We start from the raw sequence: 21,405 nt of genomic DNA, 5'->3' as shown, positions 1-21,405 counted from the left end.
CGGAGCACAGTATGAAATTTACCCCAACCACCAACCGTTGTTTTACCACCTTGATAGCCATTGGCGTGTTAACAGCATGCCAACCTGAACAACAACAGCTGGTCGAAGTGATACGGCCAATTAAAGCAATGCAAATTGGCTCAGCCGAAAAAATTGCAGGAAAAAATTTTCCTGGTGTCGCAAAAGCAACACAAGAAGTTGATCTCTCTTTCCGCGTTTCAGGCACACTTGATAAAATGCCAATAAAAGTGGGCCAAGAAGTACGTGTAGGAGATATATTAGCCGTACTAGACAAAAGAGATTTTGAAGTTGAGGTGGCTAATGCCAAAGCAGGGTTAGCAAACGCAAAAGCGCTACTAAAAAATGCAAAAGTTGAATATGAAAGGGTTATACGTATTCAAAAAACTGATCCTGGTGCTGTTAGTCAATCTACAATTGATCTTCGACAAGCAACGTTTGAGCAAGCACAGGCGACCCACGCCTCATCAGAAGCCCTGTTAAATGCAGCGGAAGATAAATTAAGCTATACCACATTAAAAGCACCTTTTGATGGCGTAATAGTTCAGCGTTTTGTTGATAACTTTCAAGACATTAATGCCAGCGCTACTATTTTCCGTTTAGTCGATATGTCTAAAATCGAAATGGACGTCAGTATTCCTGAAAACCTGATTTCAAATTTACCTTATGTGCAAAACATCCGAGCAACATTTGACGCCTTTCCTAACGTCACCATACCGGCAAAAATCAAGGAAGTCAGTAACGAAGCATCACAGTCAACGCGTACATTCCAAGTACGAATCATTATGGAACCACCTGCTGGTATTGATATTCTTCCGGGTATGTCAGGTAACGCAACAGGTGACGTAATTCGCTCTACTGATGGCAATCAACCCGTTATCGTCCCATTAAAATCAATATTTAGTTCAACAGACTCAACAACCACTTATGTATGGCTATATAACCAAGACTCGAACACTGTAACCAAGCACGAAGTACAAAAAGGCCATTTGATCGACCAAGGAGTCACCATTACCCAAGGACTGAAGTCTGGCGATTGGATAGCAACGGCAGGCGTACATTTTTTAATTGAAGGGCAAAAGGTTCGTCTACTAGAAAGTGAAGGAAAGTAACTATGGATCTCACTGAATTTGTTATCAAAAATAAGGTTGTAACCTTATTTAGTGTTATTTTGCTAACGGTAGCTGGGATATTTAGCTTTTTTTCATTAGGACAATTGGAAGATCCTGAATTTACCGTTAAAAATGCGTTAATCATGACACCTTATTACGGTGCAACCCCAACAGAGGTAGAACAAGAAGTCACTGATCGCATTGAAAATGCATTGCAAGAAATGCCTGAGCTCGATTCATTACACTCACGATCAATGGCTGGCTCTTCTCTTATTACTGTATCAATTAAAGCCGAGTATTGGGCCGACAGGTTACCACAAATCTGGGATAAATTACGTCGTCAAGTCAGTGATGTTCAAGCGGAGTTACCTAAAGGTGCAGGCACCTCTCAAGTGATTGATGATTTTGGCGCTGTATATGGGCTAATGGTTGGGGTTATCGGTGATGGCTACAATAACACCGAAGTTCACGATTACGTTAAATTAGTTCAAAAAGAAGTCAGCTTAGTTGAAGGCGTTGCTCGTGTTAGCTTATGGGGCGACCAGCAAGCAGCAATTTACATTGACGTATCAGAAAGTAAATTGGCCAGCTTAGGGTTATCAAGTGCATCAATTACCACCTTATTAAGTAATCAAAATCTTATTGTAGATGCGGGGCACATTGAGTCAGGTGGATACCGCTTAAATGTTCAGCCTTCAGGTAGTTTCCAAACACCACAAGATATTGGCAATTTATTAGTTCACGGTCAATCGCGTGACAATATCAGTGAATTTATCCGTATCAGCGACATCGGCACTATCAGTGAAGGCTATGTTGAACCCTCTACGGCGACAATGCGTCTTAACGGCAGAGATGCCATTGTACTATCCATATCTCCTATTGAAGGTACCAATGTCGTAGAAATGGGCGAACGCGTATCACAAAAACTCGAAGCAGTTAAAGAGCGGTTGCCTGTAGGTGTAGAAATGATACCTATTCATTGGCAGCCAAGTGCGGTAGATGAATCTGTACAGTCTTTTTTAATTAACTTTATGCAGGCCGTTGCCATCGTTTTAGTAGTTCTCACCATTGCTATGGGGTGGAAAATGGGTATCGTTATTGGTACTGCATTAACATTAACCATTTTAGGCACGTTTATCCTGATGGCAGTTTTTGGTATTGATTTACATCGAATGTCATTAGGAGCGCTAATCATAGCGTTAGGTATGATGGTAGATAATGCTATTGTTGTCGCCGAAGGCTATGTGGTTAAAATACAAAAAGGTTTAGATAAGAAAAAAGCCGCTGTTGAAGCAGCTAAAGGCCCCTCAATGGCTCTACTTGGCGCAACAATTATTGCCGTTATGGCCTTTTACCCTATCTTTGCCTCTGTAGAAGGTGCTGGAGAGTATTGTCGCGCCTTATTTATTGTTGTTGCTATATCATTGATGGTGAGTTGGGTCATATCATTGACCATAACACCGTTACAATGCATGTATATGCTGCATAATGACGGGCAGGAGAGCCACTCTGAAGGTAAACTGCTATCTGGCTTTCGCCGCATATTAGAGTTTTCTTTACAAAAGCGTCTGCTCACCGCCTTAAGTATGGTTGCGCTTTTAGCCGTCGCTTTAGGAACATTTGGTAATGTAAAGCAAATATTCTTCCCAAGTTCAGCCATGACAAAGTTTATGGTTGATTACTGGAGCCCACAAGGTACACGAGTGCAAACGACTTCGGAAGGTATGATTCCTATTGAAGACTATTTGGTTGCAGACGAGCGAGTGCAAACAGTTTCTGCATTTATCGGTCAAGGCTCACCACGCTTCTACTTACCTGTAGATCCTGAAAAACCTAACTCTTCCTACGGGCAACTTATTGTCAATGTTCATGAATTTGATGACATGGCAGATGTTATAGATGACCTGCAATTATGGTTAGGTGAGAATATACCTGATGCCATGACTCGGATCAGAAAATACACCGTAGGTCCTGCATTAACTTGGGAATTTGAAGCGAGATTTATTGGTCCAGCAGATGCAGACCCTCAAGTATTAAGAGATTTAGCAGCAAAAGGTATGGGGATATTGCATAAATCACCGCTTGCTAAAGAAGTCTCTACCGACTGGCGTCAGCAAGTCTTAGATGTCGTGCCTGAATACAATCAAGTGAAAGGCCGTCGTACGGGTATTTCTCGCTCTGATCTTGCCAATACCACGAAGCGTTATTATGACGGCTTCGCTATTGGTACTTACCGTCGAGATGACAGCTTATTACCTATTATAGTAAGAGAAAATATTGATGAAAGAAGTATCAATAGTTTAGAAACGCTGCAAATTGAACCGGTAAACCAGTCAATATCCGTACCGTTAGGCCAAGTTACCGACGGTATAGCCACCGAGTGGGTAAATCCAACAATATGGCGATATAACCGTCATAGAGCAATTACAGTTCAAGCAACGCCAGTTAATGTAACAGTTGCAGCACTAAGAGCCTCTGTATTAGAAGAGTTTAGCCAAATTGAATTGCCCAAAGGATATCGCTTAGAATGGTTTGGCGAGCATAAAAGTACCATTGATTCACAAGCATCATTAATTCCAGGAGTTATTCCTGCCTTGGCAATTATTTTATTTATTTTGGTTGCCTTGTTTAATGAGCTTCGCCCTATGGTAGTGATCATGCTGTTAATTCCATTTGTTATGATAGGTGTTTCGCCTGGCCTGCAAATTAGTGGTGCAGCGTTTGGTTTTGTGACCTTACTCGGCGTGATGAGCTTATCTGGCATGATGATAAAAAATGCCATTGTATTAGTTGACCAAATCAATATAGAAAAGGCTGACGGAAAATCACCACATCAGGCCATCATTGATGCTGCTGTTTCTCGTGTCAGACCTGTATTTTTAGCCGCAGCAACAACAGTATTAGGGGTAATTCCTTTAGTCCCCGACTTGTTTTGGCAAGGCTTAGCAGTAGCAATTATGGCAGGACTATCATTTGGTACTTTACTCACTATGATTCTATTGCCAGTGCTTTATTCTCTATTTTATAAAACCAAGCCCGCATAATAGTGAGTATCAAGTGGCTAACGTAAATTACTTTATTTACGAATGGCTGATCGCTATCTTTACGATAGTGATCAGCGTATGGATACATTCGCAAGTTATGCTGTGGTTAAAGAGAAGCAGAACGTCTGGGCAACAAATTGGGCAAAATAGAATATTTAAAGTAATGCTTTGCCTTATTTTTGCCCATATAGTTGAAATATGCCTCTTTGCATTTGCTTATAAACTTATGCTATCAGACCCCAAATTTGGTTCGTTAGCAGGTATCGACGTAAACTCAATAACAGATTATCTGTACTATTCATCAATCGTATTTACCACGTTAGGCTTTGGAGATATCGTGCCCAAAGGCTTAATTAGGCTGTTTACCAGTATCGAATCTCTAACGGGTATAAGCCTTGTCGCTTGGTCTATGTCAGTCGCTTTTTTAGAAATTCAACATGTTGAAGAAAATAAGAAATGTGATTAAAAATTCTAATATACTTATGTGGGCACTTTAAAGCCTTTTAGCTGAATGCTTGATTTTGTTTTGCAAAAAGGAGTTTGGATCTCAGTTTTAAAATCATCTGATTGAACTATCGTGAGCATAAAAAAGCTGACCAAAAATAGTACGTTAATTGGTCAGCTTAGTTCGTTTTCCAGAGTTAGCAAATGTAAAGTTTCACTTTTCCAGAGAAAAATTTACATAGTCACAAACTCTTCTGAACCGGTTGGGTGTATCGCCACAACCGAATCAAAATCTGCTTTGGTTGCCCCCATCTTCATGGCAACACCAAAACCTTGGATCATTTCATCAACAGCAAAACCAATACCGTGCAAGCCAACGATTTTTTCATTCGGACCTTGGCACACTAGTTTCATTTTACATGGTTGGCGGTGCTGCGTTACTGCGGTGTACATTGCGGTAAAGCTTGATGTGTATACTTTAATGTCATCATCACCAAACTGTTCACGAGCCTCGGTTTCTGTTAAACCTATGGTGCCAATTGGTGGGTGGCTAAACACTACGGTTGGTACTAAGTTGTAGTCCATTTTGGCATTCGGCATTTCAGGGTTAAACAAGCGCTCAGACAATAAACGACCAGCTTTAACGGCTACAGGGGTTAGCTCAATACCGTTTTCAATAATATCGCCAACAGCGTATACGCCTTGAGCTGTGGTATTTTGAAATTCATCCACTTTTACGTGGCCTGATTCAGTTAATTCAACACCAGCTGCTGCAATATTGATTTTATCGGTAGTTGGCTGACGACCAATCGCCCAAATAACTTGGTCAACATTCACGCTGTTACCATTTGCAAAATGAAGTGTTAACGAACCATCTGATTCTTTAGTAACTTCTTTTGGCGTCGCATTAGTGTGAAGTGTTGGACCTTCTGACTCAATCACTTCCATCAGAGTATCAACAATGAGTGGGTCAAATGTGCGAAGCGGTGTGTCACGGCGAACGCATAAATGCGTTTCAGTGCCTAAACCGTGCATTACGCCTGCAAGTTCAACTGCAATATAACCAGCACCTACTACTGCTACACGCTTAGGCTGCTCTTTTAATTCAAAAAAGCCATTTGAGTCGATACCGTATTCAGCACCAGGAATATTTGGAATGCTAGGGCGTCCGCCAACAGCAACCAGAATATGATCAGCAGTGTAGTGCTCACCATTTACTTCAATGGTTTTGTTATCGATAAACTTTGCAAAACCTTGAATTACGGTAACGCCATTTTTTGCTAGGTAATTATCATAGCCGTTATGAATTCGGCCAATGTAAGCCTCGCGGCTTTCAAGTAATTTTGACCAATTAAACTCTTTTATTTCAACATCAAAACCATAGTCTGGTGCGTATAGTTTAATTGCTTCAGCAACTTGCGCGCCATGCCACATTACTTTTTTAGGAACACAGCCAACATTTACACATGTACCACCTAGCGGGCCTGCTTCTACTAGGGCGACGTTTGCACCACGCATTGCTGCTCGGTTTGCTGATGCAATACCACCACTGCCACCGCCGATAGCGATATAATCAAAATGCTTTGCCATTTGAAGTTCCTTAATTTTTTAAATCTTTGTTTTATCAGATATAGGTATTCTAACCGATAACACAATAGCCTAACTTGCAATTTTTATCGATTGCCCCAATCTAAATTAACAATGACAAATTAATAAGAAGCGTTTTATGACTAATCCATTAATTGGCCTTGAAGGGTTACCACCATTTTCACAAATTAAACCTGAGCACATTGTGCCTGCATTAAAACAGGGTATTGCGGATTGTAAGCAAACGATTGAGCAAGTATTAGCGCAAGAGTCGTATACTTGGGATAACTTTATTGCGCCACTGGATGAAGTCGACGATAAGTTAACGCGCCTTTGGTCGCCAGTGTCGCATATGCATTCTGTGGTAAACAGCGAAGAACTGCGCACAGCCTATGATGAGTGTTTACCGCTTATCTCGGAATATTCTACCTTTGTTGGTCAACATCAAGGGTTATTCTTAGCAACGAAAGCGATTGCTGAAAGCGATGAGTTTGCAAACCTATCTGAGGCACAGCAAAAAGCGATTAATAATAGCCTGCGTGATTTTAAACTTTCAGGCATTGCATTGCCTGAAGAAAAACAAAAGCGATACGGCGAAATTGTTGCACGTTTATCTGAGCTAGCAGCCAAATTTGGCAATAATGTGATGGATGCCACACTTGCTTGGCAAAAACACATCACAGATGAAGCAGATTTAGCTGGTTTGCCAGAATCAGCAATCGCACTTGCAAAACACACAGCTGAAAGTAAAGAGCTAGAAGGTTGGCTATTTACTCTCGACTTCCCATCGTACTTACCTGTGATGACCCATGCAGATAACCGAGAGCTGCGTAAAGAAACTTATATTGCATTTAGCACCAGAGCGTCTGATCAAGGGCCTAATGCCGGTGAGTTTGATAACAGCGCTATTATGGCCGAAGAGCTTGCGCTTAGACATGAGCTGGCGCAATTACTCGATTTTGAAAACTTTGCTGATAAATCACTGGCAACCAAAATGGCTGAGTCACCACAACAAGTTTTCGACTTTTTAAATGATCTTGCAGCAAAATCAAAACCACAAGCACAAACAGAGCTTGCTGAACTGACGGTCTACGCAAACGAAAAACACGGTATTAGCAAGTTAGAAGCATGGGATTACACCTATTACAGTGAAAAGCTAAAACAGGAAAAATATGCCATTTCAGATGAAATTTTGCGCCCATACTTCCCTGAAAACAAAGTGCTAAGTGGTTTGTTTGAAACCGTAAACCGTTTATTTGGCATTACGGTTAAAGAAGTGCAAGGTGTTGATACTTGGCATAAAGATGTTCGCTTTTTTGAAATTGTTGATAACAGCGGCGAAAAGCGCGGATCATTCTATTTAGACTTATATGCGCGCGACCATAAGCGCGGTGGCGCGTGGATGGACGACTGTATAGGCCGTAAAGTGCGTGCTAATGGTGACGTACAATTGCCTGTGGCCTATTTGGTATGTAACTTCAATAAACCGGTTGGTGACAAACCAGCGTTATTTACACACTACGAAGTAACCACTTTATTCCATGAATTTGGTCATGGTATTCACCACATGCTAACGCAAGTAGATGTGGGTGCTGTTTCGGGCATTAATGGTGTGGCGTGGGATGCGGTTGAATTACCAAGTCAATTTTTAGAAAACTGGTGTTATGAAGAAGATGCACTGGCGTTTATTTCAGGTCACTATGAAACTGGTGAACCACTGCCGAAGGATTTGCTTGATAAATTGCTAGCGGCTAAAAACTATCAATCAGCAATGATGATGATTCGTCAATTAGAGTTCTCATTATTTGATTTTCATATTCATGCAGATTACAACCCAGCAAATGGCGATGAAATCCAAACGATTTTAAATAAGGTACGTGACCAAGTATCAGTTGTTAAAGCGCCGGAGTTTAATCGTTTTCAACATGGCTTTAGTCATATTTTTGCTGGTGGTTACTCGGCAGGATATTATTCATATAAATGGGCTGAAGTACTTTCAGCTGATGCGTTCTCTCGTTTTGAAGAAGAAGGCATTTTTAATGCAACAACAGGCCAATCATTCTTAAATAATGTATTAGAAATGGGCGGTTCAAAAGAGCCTATGGAACTATTTGTTGCATTTAGAGGGCGAGAGCCAAATGTGGATGCCTTGCTGCGTCATAGCGGTATTCAATAAAATCTAATAAGCCGCTAAAATTTAGCGGCTTTTTTTATGCATTTCATTTGGTTAAGTCTATGCTTAATTTTAGCTAATAAATAATATAGGTTTAGGCATGTTAACCAGTGTACTTGCTATTGATGATGACAAGCTAATCCACCAAATAATCGAAAAAACGCTCACCGATAATAACCAAGTAAGTCATGCATATAATGGTGAAGAGGGCATTAAAATGGCAAGGGATACTCATCCCGATATCATTTTGCTCGATGTTGAAATGCCAGGTATTAATGGGTTTGAAGTATGTAGTAAGTTAAAACAACAACGTGATACGCAAGATATTCCAATCATGTTCTTATCGTCTCGTAGCTCTCTTGAAGAGCGCATCAAAGGCTATAATTCTGGTGCAGATGATTACATCGTTAAACCATTTGAAACTGAAGAATTATTAGCACGCATTAAAGTACTTCACCAATATAAAAAGCAATCACAATCATTAAAGCAAGATATAGAACAAGCGCAAAATACCGCTGCAATCGCAATGACTGATTACAGCGATATGGGGCGCGCTATGCGGTATGTAAGTCAAACTTATGGTGTTAAGTCACTAACTCGCCTTTCTGAGTGTTTATTTGAATTTTTTTCACCGCTTAATTTAAATGTTGTCACAGCGTTTTGGTTTGAAAGTGGTAATGAATTTTTCTCCAACAATAGCGCAGTATGCCCTCTTGAAAAGGAGTTAATGCTAAACGCAAAAGAAGGTGAGCGGTTTATCGATTTTGGTTCGCGTACAATTATTAACTACCCAAATGTCTCTTTGTTAGTAAAAAACATGCCTGTAGATGACGCGCCACTGTATGGGCGTTATAAAGATTTGTTTCCACATATTTTGGAAGCAACAAACGCCAAACTTGGTACACTCGAATTGCATAATCAGTTATCGGAACAAGCGCAACAAATCACCAAAACGTTTGAATTGGTCGATAGCACATTACGCGCGCAGCTACAAAGCTTGTATAACAATAGTAAAGTATCGGTGCAGTTAATCGAAACCCTATACCAGCGCTTTTGTGATACTGTACCGCGGTTGGCGTTAGAGTCAGATCAAGAAGAATACATTTTAGGATCGGTGGAAGAGACTGTAGAGAATTTACGCCATCATTTAACCGTTGGTGATGAAATTCAAAGCTCATTTAATGAAGTGATGACATACCTTGATCACATTATGAAAGAGCGTGAAAAAATACTCGAAAGACTCGAGCAAGAACAACAAAGAGAAGAAATTAACGAAATTACGTCGCAGGACGATATTGAGCTATTTTAACAAGTTTGCATTATTCGCGTATAAAAATACTTTGCTAATCACTATAATGTTGTCATCTCAATATTTAGCAATGGATTTTCTGTGTTAATTGCTAACAGCATTCCTGAACAAAAAGACTATCTTGAACAGCTTGATAAGCGTTTTGCGTTATCTGAGTGGTTATCGAACAATCCGTTATTTTCCCTTCACTATGATCATGATGGGCTGGCATTAAGCAAAAATGATGAGCCTAAATTGGGTGCTATTCGCGTTGACTTTGTAACAGGTGCTGCTGCACACAGACGCAAATTCGGTGGTGGTAAAGGGCAGGCTATCGCTAAAGCCATTGGTTTAAACAAAGGCAAAGGCATCACACCGCATGTGCTAGATGGTACAGCCGGACTAGGGCGTGATGGTTTTGTGTTGGCATCGCTTGGCTGTACAGTGACGTTACATGAACGTCACCCAGTTGTTGCTGCACTTTTATTTGATGGCTTAGAGCGCGCGTATCTTGATGCCGAAATTGGCAGTTGGATGAGCGAGCGTATGAAAATGGCATTCGGTTCGAGCCACCAGTTGTTGCCAGATACTCATAGCGAAATTGACGTAGTGTATCTTGATCCTATGTTTCCACATCGTGAAAAATCAGCGGCAGTGAAAAAAGAAATGCGGGTGTTTCAATTATTAGTTGGTTCTGATTTAGATGCTGATGAATTGTTAGCGCCCGCGTACCAATTAGCATCGAAACGCGTTGTGGTAAAACGCCCCGATTACGCGCCCTTTTTAGCTGAAAAAACGCCGTCGATGCAAATCAAAACTAAGAAAAATCGCTTTGACGTTTATGTCAAAGCAGCGATGACTGAAACAAAAACGTCATAATAAAGTCATATACTCGCAGGGCAAGTTAATAGATTTAGAGTGCCCTATGCGCGTTTCAAGTTTTACCCGATTACTTTTAGTCGTTTTAAGTGCCATCAGTGTTGCGCTTGCTGCTGTACTTTTGTGGGCAAGCCAAACAATCAACACCCTTAATCAGCAAACCGTCTCGTACAATCAGCTTAAAAATACGGTTGTAGTCGACTTAGCGAATAGCCTGCAAGATTATTTAACTTATGGTGATAACCAGTACTTAACTTTGGCAAAGTCACATATTGAATCGGTTGAACAAAAATTAACGATTTTACCGGCCTCTATTTCATCCTCTTTGCAAGTGCAATTAACACAGTTACAAAGTGGCATTGACGGAAAATATTTGGCACTGGGTAAGTTAAGCGGTAATAAAAATGCATTGATTGATCATGCTCTCAATGAAATGGCGGATTATGCCAGTGCTTTAAGTCAGTACGCGCAAAAAGCGCAAAGCTCAAATGGCCAAACACGTTTTTATGTATTGGCAAATGCCTATCAAACGAATGTCGTGCAACTGGTTATCGCATTAAAAGAAAACAATTTAGAAAGTACCAATTTAGTGCTGGCTGAACTGACACGAATTGCACAAGAGATTGAAAACCTTCCCCTATTAGGTGTTTTTGACCCTAATATTGATGAAGACGAACTAATGCTAACGGGCGATGAGCCGGAAGACCTTGGTGAAGAGATCCAAGCCGAACTTGTTAGTTTACCCAATCGTTTGCCAAAAGAGTTGGCAAATACCAAGCGTTTAAATGAACAACGAGAGTTGGGAATTTCATCACTTCGAGAAGAAATTAGCACGTTAACTAACAGCATTTTAACTGCTGAAAAACAGCTACGTGATGAACAAACATTAATTGAAGAGCAAGTGTTCTATACCTTGTTAGCCGCCGTGTTGGGGCTGTTTGTGATTGCTGCTATGGTGTATTTTATGCAGAGGAGGCAAGTGCTTACGCCAGTAAGGGCACTCAGAAACGCATTTTCTAAATTAATTGAAAACGATAACTTAGAGCATATTCATACAGATAACCCAAAAACCGAAATGGGTGAAATTGCGCAGTACTTTAATCAGTTGATTGAAAAACAAAAATTAGAAGCACAAGAACGCGCTGATACCTTGCAACTAGTTAGCGACTTTTTAGCAAATATGAGTGAGCAACTTAAAGTAATGCTAACGGCGTCAGAGCAATCGATAGATGAAGTTGTGCAAAGTGAAAGTCTGTTGAGTCAAGTGACAGAAATTGGCGAGCAAGTTAATGATATTAACGGCACGGTAAAAAACAATGCGGAACTAACATTCAGTGCAATGGAAACCAGTGTAAGGCAATCTGAGTCGATGCTGGTGGCGAGTAACAAGACCCAACAGCAAGTGCAATCGGGTATGGATTCGATGGATCAGTTACTAAAAGGAGTTAGCGATGTGGCATCTGTTCTCGAAGTTATCAACTCCATTGCCGAGCAAACCAATTTACTTGCGCTTAATGCCGCGATTGAGTCGGCGCGCGCGGGTGAACATGGGCGAGGATTTGCGGTGGTCGCCGATGAAGTAAGGCAGCTTGCGAAGCAAACCCAAAGCTCATTGCAAAGCATAAAACAACAGTTAGATGGCTTAACGTTAAGTTCACAGCAGGTTTCGCAACAAATGGGCGAGCTAGCAGACAATGCAAGCCTGCAAACAAAGTCGGCAACACAACTCAAAGAAACCGCGAGTAGTGTTGCGGATAATGCGCTATCCGCCTCTGAAGTGGCAAATCAAGCAAGTAGTTTTGCCCTTGAACAAAGTAATTATTTGAATGAGTTTTCGCGCGCGATGGCACAGCTTAAAACGCGTGTACAACAATCAAATACGCAAGTACAAGGAATACAAAGTGATTTAGAGCAGAAGATGGTTCAAATTCGTCATTCTTTAGGTCTACAATAAATTAACCATCTTTTGGAGTGAGTAAAATGATCGAAATTAATCAAACCCTACCGAGTCACACATTCAATTTATTAACAAATGAAGGTATGACAACGCCAACAACAGCAGAATTATTTGCCAATAAAAAAGTTGTGTTATTTGCGGTTCCTGGCGCATTTACACCTACCTGTTCGGCAAGCCACCTACCAGGCTTTGTGGTGCACTTCGATGCATTAAAAGAAAAAGGCGTCGATAGTGTAATTTGTCTTTCAGTGAATGATGCCTTTGTAATGAAGTCTTGGGGTGACAGTGCAAATGCAGCAAATATAATCATGCTGGCAGATGGTGATGGTGCATTTACTAAAGCACTTGGGCTAGGTATGGAGACAGGTGTATTTGGTGGTTATCGTTCACAGCGTTACGCCATGCTTGTTGAAAATCAAACTGTTACTCAATTGTGGCTAGAAGAGCCTAAAGCATTTGAAATTTCGAGTGCAGAGGCTGTTCTAACGAATCTTTGAAACAAATAAGACTTGTTTTTATTACCCTTTTATTCACGTTTTTCTTTAATTAAATTAAGCAGTTAAATGCCTTGCATTTGGCTGCTTAACGCTTACAATGCGGACTTTTAAACCAATTCTGTTACGCGTGTAATTAAATACAGCGCAGCATAAATGAAATACTAACAAAGCGATATTGCTCTTATGGTGTTATTTAACATCGATAAGTTTAGGGCAGTTAGTATTTATTCAATCTGTTAGTTCTTAGCAATTAAATGAATTGGTATTAGTTAATCTATTTCGTCGTGGAGTCAGTTATGTTAGCACCTACAATGGTTGAAAAATTAAACGAGCAAATCAATTTAGAGTTTTATTCATCAAACCTTTATTTACAAATGAGTGCATGGTGTGAAGATAAAGGGTTTGAAGGCGCGGCAGAATTACTGCGTAAGCATGCGTTAGAAGAAATGGATCATATGAATCGCTTGTTCACTTATGTAAGTGAAACTGGCGCGATGCCAATTTTAGGTTCGATTGCTGCGCCACCACATGAGTTTGCGTCGTTAGGTGATGTGTTTCGCGAAACACTGGAGCACGAGTGTCAAATCACCAAAGCAATTAATGAATTAACGCACGTTGCATTTACCACTCATGACTATTCAACATTTAACTTTTTACAGTGGTATGTTGCTGAACAACATGAAGAAGAAAAGCTGTTTAAAGGTATTTTAGACAAAATTGAATTAGTAGGCGAAGACGGTAAAGCATTATTCTGGATTGACAAAGATCTTGCTGAGCTTGCGAAAAAAGGCACGACTTCAATTATGGAACCAGGCGCTTAATTAGTCTGTTGTTTTAAGGGGGCAGGTTTCAGAAGCTTTGCTGAACCCTGAACCCTGAACCCTGAACCCTGAACCCTGAACCCTGAACCCTGAACCCTGAACCCTGAACCCTGAACCCTGAAATTCTCTTAAAAAATCTATTTGCACTCTGCAATCAATGTGCGTAAAATGTGCGCTCTTTCGACCAATTAAACTTTGTTTTCCTTGCCTTAAACCGACCGGTCGAAACGGTACGAGGCTAAATTAACCGTAAGGAATACCCATGCGTCATTACGAAATCGTATTCATGGTTCACCCAGACCAAAGTGAGCAAGTTCCTGGTATGATCGAGCGTTATACTGGTTCTATCACTGAAGCTGGTGGTCAAATTCACCGTTTAGAAGACTGGGGTCGTCGTCAACTGGCTTACCCAATCGAAAAGCTTCACAAAGCACACTATGTTCTAATGAACGTTGAAGCACCAACTGAAGTAATCAACGAGCTTGAAACTTCTTTCCGCTACAACGATGCAGTACTACGTAACCTAGTTATGCGTACTAAAAATGCTGTAACTGAAGCTTCTCCTCTTGCTAAAGAAGAGAAGAAAGAAGCTGCAGAAGCTTAATCGTTTTTGAGACTTGTATGACTGATAACCAGTTCGTTTTGTCTGGCACGGTTTGTAAAAAACCTAAATTCAGTCAAAGCCCAGCCGGAATACCACACTGCATTTTTGTGTTAGAACACAAATCTACGCAAATGGAAGCAGGACTTAATCGTAGTAGTTATGTTCGCATTCAAGTGGTTGCCAGTGGCGAAGGCTTAAAACAACAAACTCAAGATATTGATATGGGCACGCAACTTACTGTACGCGGTTTTATTAACCGTCACGAAGGCCGAAATGGCGTGAGTCAGTTAGTGTTACATGCTCATCATATTGAAAGAATTACTATTGGAGATTTATCTCATGGCACGTTACTTCAGACGTCGTAAGTTCTGCCGCTTTAAAGCGGAAGGCGTACAACAAATCGATTATAAAGATCTAGCTACTCTTAAAAACTACATCACAGAAAGTGGCAAAATCGTACCTAGCCGTATTACAGGTACTAGCGCTAAATATCAGCGTCAACTAGCTGCAGCTATCAAGCGCGCACGCTACTTAGCCCTTCTTCCATACACTGACTTACATAAGTAAGCAGCGGTTTAACTAGTTTTTAAAAGGTGTAGAGACATGCAAGTTATTCTACTAGATAAAATCGGTAACCTTGGTGCGCTTGGCGACCAAGTTTCTGTAAAAGCAGGTTACGCACGTAACTTCCTTTTCCCTAAAGGCAAAGCAGTTCCAGCAACTAAAGCTAACATTGAATCTTTCGAAGCACGTCGTGCTGAGTTAGAAGCTAAAGTAGCTGAAGAACTAGCAGCATCACAAGCTCGTGCAGAGAAACTAGAAGCGTTAGCTGAAGTTACTCTTGTATCTAAAGCTGGTGACGAAGGTAAGCTATTCGGTTCTATCGGTACTCGCGATATCGCTGATGCTATCACAGCTGTAGGCCTAGAAGTTGCTAAATCAGAAGTTCGTCTACCTAACGGTACTATCCGTGAAACAGGTGAATTCGATGTAGCTATCCAGCTTCACTCAGAAGTAACAACTACTATTAAAGTAATTGTTATCGCTGAAGCTTAATCAAGTTTCTTGATTAGTAAAAAACCGAGCATTTGCTCGGTTTTTTTATGCCTGTAATTCCCTTCTTACAGACTCCTTTATCACGCCTAAGTGTTCACTTACATTTACAAAAAGAAATTAACATATAACTGAAAGGTATTGATTTGCATGAATATTGCGCGATAATGACAGCGTTGTCATATTTTGGCATGTATTTTGGGGGATACAAAGTGAGAGAAAGGCATTTACTTATAGGGAATGGTTTTACGTTAGTAGAACTGATGATAACGGTTGCCATTATTGGTATTTTGCTAGCGGTTGCGTTGCCAGCTTATGGCGACTACGTAAAAGATGGACGAAGGGCTGACGCGCAACAATACCTAATGCAACAAGCTGGAGTCTTAGAGCGGAATTATACACGCTTAGGTCGTTACCCAAACGAACAAAGCATTACGTTTAAACAATCTGACTTTTACGCTTATAGCTATAAACCTCAAAACAACACAGAGTTTTCTTTAACGGCTACACCTAAAGGTGCACAAGTTGGTGACAGGTGTGGCTCGCTTTCGATTAATCAGCAGGGCGTAACGTCGGCTACGCTTACATCTTGTTGGAATTGATCATATGAAAACCCAACATGGATTTACTTTGATTGAAGCTGTAACGGTAATAGGAATAGTAGGGATTTTAGCTGCGGTAGCAACACCAAACTTTGTTAAACATATTAAACAAGACCGTATCGTAAGTACTGCGAATGAGTTAATGAGCACGTTTAAGATGGCACGAAGTGAAGCGGTTAAATTCGAGAAGGAAGTGACTTTAACCGCGCAAGGCTCAAAGTGGCTAGCTAGTATCGATAATCAGACTTTTGTGGTTTTTGACAATGACCAAACAGGGGTAGTTATTTCTGGCATAGCCACTCAAAATATTACTCCCTTAGGTGAGTTCCCCGTTACTAGCATTGATATTAGTGATCGAGATCGTGATACAACAGACCGCTGTTTTCGAGTTTATGCCAGCGGTCAGAGCAAAATTGAAAAAGGGAATTGTTGATGGGAAATATACAGAAAAAGTCTAAACAGTCTGGGTTTTCTCTGATTGAAGTTATGGTAGCACTAGTAGTATCTAGCTTTGCATTATTGGGTATGGCAGCTGGTCAGCTGCAATCGCTTAAATATGCCTCAAATTCGTTTGATTATACATTGTCGCTACTACAAGCTAATAACGCGGTAGAGCAAACTTGGGCCAATCTGTGTGATTTACAAAAAGGGAATATCGAGTTTGCTGATGTCACACCCGCTGCGCAATTTAATAAATATACAATCGATTTTGCAAACAACTTTAGCAGTGACAACTTCCGCGTAGGTGCTAGTTGGTCAGATAATCGGATGACCGACAATTTGGCCAATCGTGTTGAAATAGAAGCCAGTTTCCCCGATGTTTCTGGGAGTTGCTAGTTATGAAAAATAATCCAGATGGCTTTACGCTCGTCGAGTTATTAGTAGCTTTAGCTGTAAGTAGCTTCTTAATGGCTGGTATTTCTCTTGTTTATTCTGCATTGAGCGAATCTGTAGATACATCAAAAGAGCTTGAAAATGCGCAAGAAGTTTTAAGGTATAGTTCTGAGGTATTTACACGTAGTTTAAAGCAAACCAAATCAATGCCCTTAATACCAGACGCAAGCACTATTGTAGTTGTTCAAGATACAAGTGGCGCTACTGCTTGTAACGGTACTAAACCCGCTGTGCCTTTCAGCGAAACATTTACGCTTGTTGATAATAAACTACGATGCCAAGTAAATGCTGAAGCCGAACAAGTACTGTTAACTGGATTAGAAGATATTAGTTATCGCAGTAACGGTAATTTGGTTGAAATAACCGTAGTACCAGAAAGCTTAAATGTTGACATGCTAGCAAATGGATTTCGAATTGATATTGCTCTTAGTGGCAAGATACTACACGAGGCGTTGAACTGATGACGAAACAAAAAGGATTTACCTTACTTTCAGTAATGATTCTAACAACAATGACGAGCATCATAGTGTTGAGTTCTTTACGCGATAACTTTATTCAGGAGCGTTTAACTGGCAACTATCAAAAGAAAATGAATGCTCGTTTAGTGTCGGAAAAAGGGGTTTTTGAAACTCATAAACGTGTTTTAGAGGAATTGAATAGAAAGCCCGATGCTACAATTGCAGAGCTTATAAATGATACTTTAGGTGAGAACCCTTACATCATCGGTAGGGCTCAGAGTGAAAGTATGTCATATGCGGCACGGCTGGGTGTAAATAGTGATGGTTTACTTGAGCTAAGCAGTAACGGAAAACGATTTGAAGGAGCAAATAATACAGTTGCACTTTTTGAACTTGTTAATAAAGGCGCTGTATCGGCATTTTCGTCAGGTTTAATTGGTTGCGAAGGCGTTAAATCAACTGCGGGAGGAAGAATAGACGCTTATGATTCAAGTCAAGGAAGTTACGCGAGAGAAAATGCTATTCCTGCATCTGCAACGACGACAATTCATCAAGACAGTAATGTTACATTGAGTGGAGGCGCAAGTGTTTGGGGTGATGTGAGTGCTACGGGAGATATCAATCTTTCGGGTGGTGCAACAGTCTATGGTGATGTGCATGCAAATGGCAATGTTACTGTAAATGTAGGGCCGCAAAATGGGCGTAGTAGCAATGATATGCCTGAAGGTGAAACGATTTATATCTCAGTGTCAGGTGATGTGTTATCAAATGGAGATATTACACTGGCCCAAACGCAAGTTGGTGGAGTGCTTCGTGCTGAAAAAAATCTAACTTTAGGTACAGGGCGGCTCAATCAAGTGTTAAATCGTGACAATAATGGTAAAGACATTATGTATGGTGGCTCTTTGACCGTGCCTAACCCATTACCAACTCATTATTATCAAGATGGTCTAGAGTACACAGACTCTTCATTTAATGTTTTACCGAATGTACCGACAGTGCCTTCGCGGCCACCTGATACTGAAATAGATGAAAATTTTGATACGACAGATCCCGCTCGGAACTGCGACCCAATTGGAATCGATAGCCATATGGCAGGCTATGATGAATCTGGTTTGGAAGATTTATCATTAAAGCAAGCGTCATCTGTCTATACGCTTTACAAAAATTCTTATTTGGGACCAAGCGGAAATCCTAGTTGGGGAGAGTCTTTCCCTAATCTTTCGGCGAGAAATGAGAAGCTACCAACAGGTGAAACTGTATCTATGTTTAAAGTTAAGAATTTAAACATTAACGGAGGTACACTAAAAATAGCTGCAAATAATGATGTATATTTGTTTATTGATGGCGACTTCGACTTAACTGCAAATGGTGATTCAAAGTTTGAAATAGAGGCAGGAGCAAGTTTAACGTTGTTTGTTACGGGTAAGGTTACACTTCAAAAGGGGATAATACAGCAACAAGGTATTACTGAAAGCAATACGCCTGTTTTTTCTATCTACTCCTCTTATGAAAATGCTGATGGTATCAAAGTCAATGCAACAGGTGATTTTTATGCTGCTGTTTACGCGCCAAAAACAGATGCATTGATAAAAGCAAGTGGCTCTACAATGGGCTCAATTCGTGCCAAAACGGTATCTATTGATGGTGCGGGAGGTTTTCACTACGATACTAAGTTAGGTGAAATTGGTAATGTTTCTACCTGTTGTGGTGCAACAAAGCTCGTCTTTAAAGGCTGGCGCTACTTATAATCTAAGATAACTATCTATTAAAACGCTCTTTTTGAAAGGGCGTTTTATTTTTCTCAAAAAAAATTTATTTTCATTTAAACCTTTCCAAACCCTTCTTACGTCTAATAAAGTAATCAACAAGAAAACAACACTAGGGAAGTAAATGTGTTAATTGATGCAGAGCAGCGTTTTGTAAAAGAGCAAGAAGCGAACTTTGATCTGCAGTTAATCGAAAAAGTGAATATGGGCGATAGGCAAGCATTCCATGACTTGTATAACCGCCACTATAAACGCGTTTTTGCACTTACTTTACGTTTAACCGCAAATGAAAGCCTTGCTGAGGAAGCACTTCAAGAAGTGTTTGTTCAACTATGGCAAAAGCTATCGAGTTTTGATGGCAAAGCAAAATTTACTACCTGGTTACACAGTGTAGCGGCAAATATCACTATTAGTTATTTACGTCGACAAACCAATTGGTTGCAAAAAGTTGTCAGTTTTGAACAGGCGGGTATGCCAGAACAAGAAGTGGATATGTGCCACGGCTTAAATGGGTTAGATAAATATATAGTGCGGCTACCAGAAAAAGCGCGACTTGTATTTGTATTGTTTGCGGTAGAAGGGTATCGCCACGAAGAAATTGCAGAACAGTTAAATATGGCTGTGGGCTCTTCTAAAGCGCAGTACCACAGAGCACGTAGTTTATTAAAAGAGTGGATGAGTAATGAAACAGACTAATTTAGACAAAATGCTAGATGAAGCAGTTGCTCAATTGCCAACTGAGGTTAGCCCTAAAAAAGATTTATGGCAGGGCGTGGAAAACGCGATTGCTAATCAGCCAACACAGACGAGTAAAAAGTCTCATGTTTGGCAGCAAGTTACCGCGTTAGCTGCGTGTATGTGTTTAGGTTTATTGAGTTATCAAGTGTTCTTTAACCAACAAAGCAGCCAATATGAGGCGGGCTTAAAAGCGATGACGCAAACCTTTAAACATGAAAAACAAGCCTTGCTCGTAAAGTACAGCGACAAAAAAGCCCTTGCTGATAATTGGCAAGCGCAATTAGCAGAGTTAGAAGAAGCAGAAAAAGCGATTAAGTTAGCGTTAGAAAATGAGCCAGAAAACGCCACATTACTAAGAATGTTGTCGCAAGTTTACCAGCAACAACTCGATTTAATTAACAAGGTTCATGAGCCTAGCTGGCAACGAATTTAAGAGGAAGTGTTATGAAATTATTAGCTTTTGTTTGTAGTAGTTTATTATCGTTTTCATTGATGGCCGGCGAGCTTATCGATAAAACCATCGATGTACCAAGCAATAACAAAATATATATTGAAAATGACCAAGGTGAAATTATCCTAAAAGGCTGGGATAAGCAGCAAATGCAAGTTTTGGGTGCCCTTGATGACCGGGCTGATGGTTATATCTTCCGTAACAAAAAAGGCGGACGTACCGAGTTTATTGTGGAAATGCCAAATCATTACAGTCGTAAAGACGGTAAAGGTTCTAAACTCACCATCTTTGTACCAAAAACACATTTAATCAATATCGAAAGTGTAAACGCCGACATGGATATCGCAGAGCTTAGCGCAGGCATTGTACTGGATACGGTAAATGGTGATATTGATATTCAAGATGTTACGGGTCGTATCAATCTTGATACCGTAAATGGCGACATTAAATCGCACAATCTGAATGGTCAAATTCGTATTGAAACGGTTAATGGTGATATTCGTGATACCAATTCGCAAGGCAGTATGCGTGTTGAAGCAGTTAATGGTGATTTAACAAGTGATACCAAGAGTAAAGACATTCGTATTGAAAGCGTTAATGGTGATGTAGAAATCAACGCACACACGATTAAAGACTTTGAAATTACGACAGTAGGCGGTGAAGTTGAAGTGACAATGCAAGCACTTAGCCGTGGCGCCAATATTCAAGCTGAAACGGTTAACGGTGATATTCTGTTCAAATTACCGCGTGACTTATCAGCAGATGTTGAAATAGCCGCTCACGCTGGCGGTAAAATTAGAAATGGTCTATCAAAAGATAAACCTAAAAAAGCAAAATACGGCCCATCAAGTTCACTTGAATTTCAACTGAAAGACGGTGATGTTGAAATCGAAATCGACACAGTAAATGGTCGTATCGAGCTAAAATACAATTAATCATCATGCATATTTAATAAAGCCCAGCTCAATGCTGGGTTTTTTTATTGGTTCTGGTTAGAATAGCCAGATTCTCTTCGA

Annotated in this window: 22 protein-coding genes; 21 read left to right on the top strand and 1 reads right to left on the bottom strand. The window is 40.4% G+C overall.

Translation table 11 applies throughout. The features are described from left to right. Window positions 1-11 precede the first annotated feature (11 nt). From L1068_RS15135 to L1068_RS15125, 3 genes are all read left to right on the top strand, one after another. Complete coding sequence (locus L1068_RS15135) at window positions 12-1,130, top strand: efflux RND transporter periplasmic adaptor subunit (RefSeq protein ID WP_237130925.1); 1,119 nt, start codon at window positions 12-14, stop codon at window positions 1,128-1,130. Window positions 1,131-1,132: 2 nt separating this feature from the next. After that, window positions 1,133-4,174 carry an efflux RND transporter permease subunit gene (locus tag L1068_RS15130; protein ID WP_237130924.1) on the top strand — a complete coding sequence of 1,014 codons (3,042 nt, stop codon included), beginning with the start codon at window positions 1,133-1,135 and terminating at the stop codon, window positions 4,172-4,174. Window positions 4,175-4,271: 97 nt separating this feature from the next. Then, a complete protein-coding gene (locus tag L1068_RS15125) occupies window positions 4,272-4,640 on the top strand; it encodes a potassium channel family protein (RefSeq protein WP_343221946.1) in 369 nt (122 codons plus the stop codon). Window positions 4,641-4,852: 212 nt separating this feature from the next. On the opposite strand, the gene gorA is transcribed toward L1068_RS15125, so the two are convergent. Continuing rightward, complete coding sequence (gene gorA, locus L1068_RS15120) at window positions 4,853-6,208, bottom strand: glutathione-disulfide reductase (RefSeq protein ID WP_237130922.1); 1,356 nt, start codon at window positions 6,206-6,208, stop codon at window positions 4,853-4,855. 136 nt (window positions 6,209-6,344) lie between these two features. Between gorA and prlC the strand changes: the two genes are divergently transcribed. The 18 genes from prlC (at window position 6,345) to L1068_RS15030 (ending at window position 21,324) form a co-directional block, all read left to right on the top strand. Next, a complete protein-coding gene (gene prlC, locus L1068_RS15115; RefSeq protein WP_237130921.1) occupies window positions 6,345-8,381 on the top strand; it encodes an oligopeptidase A in 2,037 nt (678 codons plus the stop codon). Between the two features lie 97 nt (window positions 8,382-8,478). Next, window positions 8,479-9,687, top strand: coding sequence for a response regulator (locus tag L1068_RS15110; protein ID WP_237130920.1), 1,209 nt, complete (start codon window positions 8,479-8,481; stop codon window positions 9,685-9,687). Between the two features lie 81 nt (window positions 9,688-9,768). Continuing rightward, on the top strand, window positions 9,769-10,545 hold the full coding sequence (locus L1068_RS15105) for a class I SAM-dependent methyltransferase (protein ID WP_237130919.1): 777 nt from the start codon (window positions 9,769-9,771) through the stop codon (window positions 10,543-10,545). A 46-nt stretch (window positions 10,546-10,591) separates the two neighbouring features. Beyond that, window positions 10,592-12,499: a methyl-accepting chemotaxis protein gene (locus L1068_RS15100; protein WP_237130918.1), complete on the top strand. Its 1,908-nt coding sequence runs from the start codon at window positions 10,592-10,594 to the stop codon at window positions 12,497-12,499. A 26-nt stretch (window positions 12,500-12,525) separates the two neighbouring features. After that, window positions 12,526-12,999 carry a peroxiredoxin gene (locus L1068_RS15095; RefSeq protein WP_237130917.1) on the top strand — a complete coding sequence of 158 codons (474 nt, stop codon included), beginning with the start codon at window positions 12,526-12,528 and terminating at the stop codon, window positions 12,997-12,999. Window positions 13,000-13,295: 296 nt separating this feature from the next. Next, window positions 13,296-13,820 carry a non-heme ferritin gene (ftnA, locus tag L1068_RS15090; protein WP_054979528.1) on the top strand — a complete coding sequence of 175 codons (525 nt, stop codon included), beginning with the start codon at window positions 13,296-13,298 and terminating at the stop codon, window positions 13,818-13,820. Window positions 13,821-14,082: 262 nt separating this feature from the next. Next, complete coding sequence (gene rpsF / locus L1068_RS15085; protein WP_010561955.1) at window positions 14,083-14,424, top strand: 30S ribosomal protein S6; 342 nt, start codon at window positions 14,083-14,085, stop codon at window positions 14,422-14,424. A gap of 17 nt (window positions 14,425-14,441) precedes the next feature. Next, window positions 14,442-14,789: a primosomal replication protein N gene (gene priB / locus L1068_RS15080; RefSeq protein WP_038637364.1), complete on the top strand. Its 348-nt coding sequence runs from the start codon at window positions 14,442-14,444 to the stop codon at window positions 14,787-14,789. After that, window positions 14,764-14,991, top strand: a complete 228-nt coding sequence (gene rpsR, locus L1068_RS15075) for a 30S ribosomal protein S18 (RefSeq protein ID WP_010561953.1) — start codon at window positions 14,764-14,766, stop codon at window positions 14,989-14,991. The genes priB and rpsR overlap by 26 nt, the downstream gene beginning before the upstream one ends. Before the next feature lie 36 nt (window positions 14,992-15,027). Further along, window positions 15,028-15,480: a 50S ribosomal protein L9 gene (gene rplI, locus L1068_RS15070; RefSeq protein ID WP_010561952.1), complete on the top strand. Its 453-nt coding sequence runs from the start codon at window positions 15,028-15,030 to the stop codon at window positions 15,478-15,480. A gap of 188 nt (window positions 15,481-15,668) precedes the next feature. Continuing rightward, window positions 15,669-16,079, top strand: coding sequence for a type IV pilin protein (locus tag L1068_RS15065; RefSeq protein ID WP_237130944.1), 411 nt, complete (start codon window positions 15,669-15,671; stop codon window positions 16,077-16,079). A gap of 4 nt (window positions 16,080-16,083) precedes the next feature. Continuing rightward, window positions 16,084-16,512: a GspH/FimT family pseudopilin gene (locus L1068_RS15060; protein ID WP_237130916.1), complete on the top strand. Its 429-nt coding sequence runs from the start codon at window positions 16,084-16,086 to the stop codon at window positions 16,510-16,512. Then, window positions 16,512-16,916, top strand: coding sequence for a prepilin-type N-terminal cleavage/methylation domain-containing protein (locus tag L1068_RS15055; protein ID WP_237130915.1), 405 nt, complete (start codon window positions 16,512-16,514; stop codon window positions 16,914-16,916). Before L1068_RS15060 ends, L1068_RS15055 begins: the two co-directional genes overlap by 1 nt. Before the next feature lie 2 nt (window positions 16,917-16,918). After that, entirely contained in the window at window positions 16,919-17,434 is a 516-nt protein-coding gene (locus L1068_RS15050) for a prepilin-type N-terminal cleavage/methylation domain-containing protein (RefSeq protein WP_237130914.1), read from the top strand. Further along, entirely contained in the window at window positions 17,434-19,182 is a 1,749-nt protein-coding gene (locus tag L1068_RS15045) for a pilus assembly PilX N-terminal domain-containing protein (RefSeq protein ID WP_237130913.1), read from the top strand. Before L1068_RS15050 ends, L1068_RS15045 begins: the two co-directional genes overlap by 1 nt. Window positions 19,183-19,326: 144 nt before the next feature. Beyond that, window positions 19,327-19,896 (top strand): sigma-70 family RNA polymerase sigma factor, encoded by a 570-nt coding sequence (locus L1068_RS15040; RefSeq protein ID WP_010561946.1) that lies wholly within the window; start codon window positions 19,327-19,329, stop codon window positions 19,894-19,896. Further along, window positions 19,883-20,371 carry a hypothetical protein gene (locus L1068_RS15035; RefSeq protein ID WP_237130912.1) on the top strand — a complete coding sequence of 163 codons (489 nt, stop codon included), beginning with the start codon at window positions 19,883-19,885 and terminating at the stop codon, window positions 20,369-20,371. The genes L1068_RS15040 and L1068_RS15035 overlap by 14 nt, the downstream gene beginning before the upstream one ends. 11 nt (window positions 20,372-20,382) lie before the next feature. Next, window positions 20,383-21,324 carry a DUF4097 family beta strand repeat-containing protein gene (locus L1068_RS15030; protein WP_237130911.1) on the top strand — a complete coding sequence of 314 codons (942 nt, stop codon included), beginning with the start codon at window positions 20,383-20,385 and terminating at the stop codon, window positions 21,322-21,324. Window positions 21,325-21,405 lie beyond the last annotated feature (81 nt).

The sequence above is a fragment of the Pseudoalteromonas sp. MMG024 genome (assembly GCF_021654175.1).
GTDB lineage: Bacteria > Pseudomonadota > Gammaproteobacteria > Enterobacterales > Alteromonadaceae > Pseudoalteromonas.
Note: the sequence above shows the minus strand (reverse complement) of the source record. Positions and strands in the feature narration are given on the sequence as shown.

Bases quoted from the DNA above. Each gene is read 5' to 3' on its own strand.
- L1068_RS15135 (WP_237130925.1), top strand. From the start codon at position 12: ATGAAATTTACCCCAACCACCAACCGTTGTTTTACCACCTTGATAGCC.
- L1068_RS15130 (WP_237130924.1), top strand. From the start codon at position 1,133: ATGGATCTCACTGAATTTGTTATCAAAAATAAGGTTGTAACCTTATTT.
- L1068_RS15125 (WP_343221946.1), top strand. From the start codon at position 4,272: ATGCTGTGGTTAAAGAGAAGCAGAACGTCTGGGCAACAAATTGGGCAA.
- gorA (WP_237130922.1), bottom strand. From the start codon at position 6,208: ATGGCAAAGCATTTTGATTATATCGCTATCGGCGGTGGCAGTGGTGGT.
- prlC (WP_237130921.1), top strand. From the start codon at position 6,345: ATGACTAATCCATTAATTGGCCTTGAAGGGTTACCACCATTTTCACAA.
- L1068_RS15110 (WP_237130920.1), top strand. From the start codon at position 8,479: ATGTTAACCAGTGTACTTGCTATTGATGATGACAAGCTAATCCACCAA.
- L1068_RS15100 (WP_237130918.1), top strand. From the start codon at position 10,592: ATGCGCGTTTCAAGTTTTACCCGATTACTTTTAGTCGTTTTAAGTGCC.
- L1068_RS15095 (WP_237130917.1), top strand. From the start codon at position 12,526: ATGATCGAAATTAATCAAACCCTACCGAGTCACACATTCAATTTATTA.
- ftnA (WP_054979528.1), top strand. From the start codon at position 13,296: ATGTTAGCACCTACAATGGTTGAAAAATTAAACGAGCAAATCAATTTA.
- rpsF (WP_010561955.1), top strand. From the start codon at position 14,083: ATGCGTCATTACGAAATCGTATTCATGGTTCACCCAGACCAAAGTGAG.
- priB (WP_038637364.1), top strand. From the start codon at position 14,442: ATGACTGATAACCAGTTCGTTTTGTCTGGCACGGTTTGTAAAAAACCT.
- rpsR (WP_010561953.1), top strand. From the start codon at position 14,764: ATGGCACGTTACTTCAGACGTCGTAAGTTCTGCCGCTTTAAAGCGGAA.
- rplI (WP_010561952.1), top strand. From the start codon at position 15,028: ATGCAAGTTATTCTACTAGATAAAATCGGTAACCTTGGTGCGCTTGGC.
- L1068_RS15065 (WP_237130944.1), top strand. From the start codon at position 15,669: ATGTATTTTGGGGGATACAAAGTGAGAGAAAGGCATTTACTTATAGGG.
- L1068_RS15060 (WP_237130916.1), top strand. From the start codon at position 16,084: ATGAAAACCCAACATGGATTTACTTTGATTGAAGCTGTAACGGTAATA.
- L1068_RS15055 (WP_237130915.1), top strand. From the start codon at position 16,512: ATGGGAAATATACAGAAAAAGTCTAAACAGTCTGGGTTTTCTCTGATT.
- L1068_RS15050 (WP_237130914.1), top strand. From the start codon at position 16,919: ATGAAAAATAATCCAGATGGCTTTACGCTCGTCGAGTTATTAGTAGCT.
- L1068_RS15045 (WP_237130913.1), top strand. From the start codon at position 17,434: ATGACGAAACAAAAAGGATTTACCTTACTTTCAGTAATGATTCTAACA.
- L1068_RS15035 (WP_237130912.1), top strand. From the start codon at position 19,883: ATGAAACAGACTAATTTAGACAAAATGCTAGATGAAGCAGTTGCTCAA.
- L1068_RS15030 (WP_237130911.1), top strand. From the start codon at position 20,383: ATGAAATTATTAGCTTTTGTTTGTAGTAGTTTATTATCGTTTTCATTG.